This is a genomic window from Micromonospora sp. NPDC004540 (assembly GCF_040610095.1).
GTDB lineage: Bacteria > Actinomycetota > Actinomycetes > Mycobacteriales > Micromonosporaceae > Micromonospora.
Genome location: NZ_JBEXLR010000184.1, coordinates 1 through 4,760 on the forward strand (window position 1 = coordinate 1; position 4,760 = coordinate 4,760).

The window sequence follows — 4,760 nt, forward strand, 5'->3', positions numbered from 1 at the left end:
GCGGTGCCGGGTCCGGACGGGCCGCCGCCGGGGCGGGGGTGCCGGGGGTCGACGCGCCGGCGCCGGGCTCGGGGGCGACGGCCAGCCGGGGGCGGCGGCGCCGCCGGCCCGAGCCGCCGTGGCCGGTGCCGTACCCGATCAGGACGTTGCCGGAGCCGGCCCGCTCCTCCTCGCGGTAGGTGGCGTGCGGGTCGCCGCCGCGGTCGCCGTCGAGCGGGGCGATCGTGATCAGCGGCTGGCCCACCGGGCGAACCTCGCCCGCCGCGCCGTGCAGGGCCACGACCCGGCCGGCGTACGGGCAGGGGACGTCGACGACGGCCTTGGCGGTCTCCACCTCCACCACCGTCTGGTCCACGGTGACCACGTCGCCGACGGCCACCCGCCACTCGACGATCTCCGCCTCGCTCAGCCCCTCGCCCAGGTCGGGCAGGAGGAAGTCGCGCGTGCCGGTCGTGGTGGTCATGCCGCCACCCACCGCTCGTCCGGCTGGTCGTCCCACTGGAGCCGGGCCACGGTGTCCAGCACCCGGTCCACCGAGGGCAGGTGGGTGTGCTCCAGCATCGGGGCCGGGTAGGGGATGTCGAGCCCGGACACCCGCAGCACCGGGGCGTGCAGGGCGTGGAAGCAGCGCTCCTGCACCCGGGCGGCGATCTCCGCGCCGACCCCGGCGAAGCCCTGCGCCTCCTGGATCACCACGCAGCGGCCGGTCTTGCGCACCGAGGCCGTGACGGTGGCGTCGTCGAACGGCACGATGGTGCGCACGTCGACGACCTCCAGGTCCCAGCCCTCCTCGCGGGCGGCCTCGGCGGCCTCCAGCGCGACGGGCACCGCCGGCCCGTACGCGATCAGAGTGGCGTCGGTGCCGGCGCGGCGCACGACGGCCCTGCCGAACGGCGCGGTCCGGGCCGGCAGTTCCGCCTCGGCGCTGGAGAAGTAGAGCTTCTTCGGCTCCATGAACACGACCGGGTCCGGGTCGTCGATCGCCTCGCGCAGCAGCGAGTACGCGTCCTCGACGGTGGCCGGGGTGACCACCTTCAGGCCCGGGGTGTGCGCGTAGTACGCCTCGGAGGAGTCGCAGTGGTGCTCCACGCCGCCGATGCCGCCGGCGTACGGGACCCGGATGACGATCGGCACGCTGAGCGCGCCCCGGGTGCGGTTGCGCAGCTTCGCCACGTGCGAGGCGATCTGCTCGAACGCCGGGTACGCGAACGCGTCGAACTGCATCTCGACCACCGGGCGGAGCCCGGACATGGCCAGGCCGACGGCGAAGCCGACGATGCCGGCCTCGGCCAGGGGGGTGTCGAAGCAGCGCTTGTCGCCGAACCGCGCCTGGAGCCCGTCGGTGATCCGGAAGACGCCGCCGAGCTGGCCGACGTCCTCGCCGAAGACGACCACCCGCTCGTCGTCCAGCATCGCGTCGGCGAGCGCGGCGTTGAGCGCCTTCGCCATGGTCATGGTGGCCATCAGGCGTCCCCCTCCTCGGCGCGGGCCGCGGCCAGCTCGGCCCGGACCTGTTCGCGCTGCTCGACCAGTTGCGGGGTCGGCTCGGCGTAGACGTGGTCGAAGAGGCTGAGCGGGTCGACCTCGGGCTGGGCGTTCATCCGGTCGCGCAGCGCGGCGGCGTACGCCTCGGCCTCCTCGGCGATCGCCGCGACCGCGGCGTCGTCCAGCACGCCCCGGTTCCGCAGGTACGCCTCCAGCCGGGCGATCGGGTCGCGGTCGCGCCACGCCTCGACCTCCTCGGCGTCCCGGTAGCGGGTCTGGTCGTCGGCGTTGGTGTGCGGCTCCATCCGGTAGGTGTGCGCCTCCACCAGGTACGGCCCCTTGCCGGCGCGGGCGTGCGCGACCGCGCGGTTCAGCACGGCGAGCACGGCCACCGGGTCGTTGCCGTCGACCTGCTCGCTGGGCACGCCGTAGCCGACGCCCTTGTAGGCCAGGCTCGGCGCGGCGGTCTGCCGGGACAGCGGCACGCTGATGGCGTACTTGTTGTTCTGCACGAAGTAGACGACCGGGGCCTTGAACACGGCGGCGAAGTTGACCCCCTCGTGGAAGTCGCCCTCGCTGGTGGCGCCGTCGCCGATGAAGGCCAGCGCCACGGTGTCCCGCCCCTGGTAGGACTCGCCGTAGGCCAGCCCGGCGGCGTGCACGCACTGGGTGGCGAGCGGGGTGCACTGCGGCGCGGTGTGCACGGCGGTCGGGTCGTACCCGCAGTGCCAGTCGCCGCGGAGCAGGGTGAGCACCTCGACCGGGTCGATGCCGCGGGCGGTCAGCGCCATCGACTCCCGGTAGGTGGGGAAGACCCAGTCGGTGTCGCGCAGCGCCAGCACCCCGCCGACCTGGCAGGCCTCCTGCCCTCGGGAGGACGGATAGACGGCGAGCCGGCCCTGCTTGGTCAGCGCGGTGGCCTGCACGTCGAAGCGGCGGCCGACGACCATCCGGCGGTACATCTCCCGCAGCGCCTCGACCGGCGGCTCCGGGTAGTCGTCCCGGGCCGGCAGCGGGGTGCCGTCCGGGTTCAGCAGTCGGACCGGCTCGCTCTTCGGCAGCAGGCCCTCGGAGGGGTCGGGAGCGGCCGGGGTGGCCGGCCGGCGGGTGCGCGGGGATGCCCTGCGGACCGCCTGGGGTGTGGTCGTCACGGCGGGGACCTCCTGGACGTGTGGTGGCCCTATGCTCCTGCTGTCGGATGATTGACTCAACATCCGGCGTGAACGCGGGACGAATGGCACCGAGAGGCGGGCTTCATGAGCCAGGAGACCGGAACCACACCGGGCACGGCGGGCGGAACGGGACGTTCGGCCGGGCCGCTCGACGAGGTCGACCGGCGGATCCTGCGCGAACTGACCGAGGACGCCCGGCTCTCCGTCCGCACGCTGGCCGAACGGGTGCACGTCTCGCGCACCAACGCGTACGCCCGGGTGGAGCGGCTGCTGCGCGACGGGGTGATCACCGGGTTCCGGGCCCAGGTGGCCCCCGAGCCGGCCGGGCTGGGCACCTCGGCGTACATCGCGCTGACCATCGAGCAGAACACCTGGCGGGAGGTCTCCGCCGAGCTGGCCCGGGTCCGCTTCATCGAGCACGCGGCGCTGCTCAGCGGCGAGCACGACGTGCTGGCCCTGGTGCGCGCGCCGGACAACGCCACCCTGCGGGACGTGGTGCTGGACCGGGTGCAGAGCATCGCCGGGGTGCTGTCGACCCGGACCTGGCTGGTCTTCGAGGAGTTCGACGGGACGCTGAGCCCGTGGCAGTGACGCCTACCGCTCGGGTGGCGCCTCCAGGCCCTCCCGGTCGGCCAGCTCCAGCAGCGGCTCCAGGGAGAACCGGCGCTCGTCCAGGCCCGCGTGCGGGTCGCCCCGCTCGGCGAACCGGGCCGGCAGGCTGACCACGTCGAAGTCCTCCGGCCGCGCGTCGTCCAGCTCCGCCCAGTCCAGCGGCGCGGAGACCAGCGCCCGCGGGGTGGGCCGGATCGAGTACGCCGAGGTCACGGTGTGGTCGCGGGCCATCTGGTTGTAGTCGACGAAGACCGGCCGGTCCCGCTGCTCCCGCCACCAGGTGGTGGTGACCAGGTCGGGCAGCCGGCGCTGCATCTCCCGGCCCAGCGCCAGCACCGCGCGCCGGCAGTCGCCGAAGCTCCACCGCGGCTCGATCGACAGATAGACGTGGATGCCCCGGCCGCCGGTGGTCTTCGGGTAGCCCACCAGGCCCAGCTCGTCGAGGAAGGCGCGCACCTCGTGGGCGACCGGCACCACCTGGGCGAAGTCCACCCCGGGCATCGGGTCCAGGTCGATGCGCAGCTGGTCGGGGCGCTCCACGTCGCCCGCCGAGACCGGCCAGGGGTGGAAGCGCAGGGTGCCCAGGTTGGCCGCCCAGATCACCACGGCCAGCTCGCTCGGGGCCACCTCGTCGGCGGTCCGGCCGCTCGGGAAGGTGATGTGCGCGGTGCGCACCCACTCGGGCGCCCCCGCCGGCAACCGCTTCTGGTAGAACGCGTCGCCCTTGTTGGTCTGCCGGGTGGCGATCTTCGCGCCCTCGAACACGCCGCGCGGCCAACGCTCCAGCATGGTCGGTCGGTCGCGCAGCGCGCGCAGGATGCCGTCGCCGACGGCGAGAAAGTAGCGGACCACGTCCAGCTTGGTCAGTCCGCGCTCCGGGAAGTAGGGCTTGTCGGGGCTGGAGACGCGCACCAGCCGCTCCCCCACCCGGATCTCCTCGGCCGCCGCGGTCGCCACGCCTCACACCGTACGACGCGGACGGTCGCGGCGCGGGGATCTCGTCACGTGATGAGCAGGACCCCGACGATGATCAACGGCACCGAGACGAAGAGGAAGATGCCGACGCCGGTGAGCACGCGGCCCCCGCCGCCGTCCTCCCGCTCGGGAGCCAGGCCGAAGGTGGACCGGGCCGGCAGCATGCCGATCCGGCTCAGCGTCAGGTCACCGGTCATCCCGATCACCGCGCCGACCAGCATGAACGCCACGCCCAGCCGGTGGACGAAGTCGCCGCCGCTGACCCCGACCCAGATGCCCACCGCGATCCCGATCGTCACCACCGCGATCAGGAAGAGCACCAGCGCCTCCCGCAGACCCCTGATGACCGTCGCCATGCGTCGCCTCCCCCGCGCCCGGGCCCGCCCCGGTACGCCGGACGACATTCTGCCCGGTCGATGCCACCCCGCGCTGCCCGCTCGGCGCGGCGGGCGGCGGACACGCCGGTGGGGGGGGGGGGGCCGCCCCCCCCCCCCCCCCGCGCCCGGGCGCGCGGGT

General features: G+C 74.4%; 6 protein-coding genes. 1 reads left to right on the forward strand and 5 read right to left on the reverse strand.

From position 1 onward, the window contains the following. The 3 genes from ABZV78_RS31365 to pdhA form a co-directional block, all read right to left on the reverse strand. On the reverse strand, positions 1 to 475 hold a 475-nt coding region (locus ABZV78_RS31365), incomplete at its 3' end, for a biotin/lipoyl-containing protein (protein ID WP_355644420.1). Then, the gene (locus ABZV78_RS31370) at positions 460 to 1,464 is read right to left on the reverse strand and encodes an alpha-ketoacid dehydrogenase subunit beta (RefSeq protein WP_355644422.1); all 1,005 of its coding nucleotides are present in this window, start codon (positions 1,462 to 1,464) and stop codon (positions 460 to 462) included. The genes ABZV78_RS31370 and ABZV78_RS31365, both read right to left, overlap by 16 nt. Continuing rightward, the gene (pdhA, locus tag ABZV78_RS31375; RefSeq protein ID WP_355644430.1) at positions 1,464 to 2,669 is read right to left on the reverse strand and encodes a pyruvate dehydrogenase (acetyl-transferring) E1 component subunit alpha; all 1,206 of its coding nucleotides are present in this window, start codon (positions 2,667 to 2,669) and stop codon (positions 1,464 to 1,466) included. Before pdhA ends, ABZV78_RS31370 begins: the two co-directional genes overlap by 1 nt. A gap of 72 nt (positions 2,670 to 2,741) precedes the next feature. Between pdhA and ABZV78_RS31380 the strand changes: the two genes are divergently transcribed. After that, positions 2,742 to 3,248 (forward strand): Lrp/AsnC family transcriptional regulator, encoded by a 507-nt coding sequence (locus ABZV78_RS31380; RefSeq protein WP_355644424.1) that lies wholly within the window; start codon positions 2,742 to 2,744, stop codon positions 3,246 to 3,248. Between the two features lie 3 nt (positions 3,249 to 3,251). Here ABZV78_RS31380 and ABZV78_RS31385 read toward each other — a convergent pair whose 3' ends face one another. Next, positions 3,252 to 4,226, reverse strand: coding sequence for a DNA primase small subunit domain-containing protein (locus tag ABZV78_RS31385; RefSeq protein ID WP_355644426.1), 975 nt, complete (start codon positions 4,224 to 4,226; stop codon positions 3,252 to 3,254). Between the two features lie 44 nt (positions 4,227 to 4,270). Then, positions 4,271 to 4,600 carry a hypothetical protein gene (locus tag ABZV78_RS31390; protein ID WP_355644428.1) on the reverse strand — a complete coding sequence of 110 codons (330 nt, stop codon included), beginning with the start codon at positions 4,598 to 4,600 and terminating at the stop codon, positions 4,271 to 4,273. Between the last annotated feature and the right edge of the window lie 160 nt (positions 4,601 to 4,760).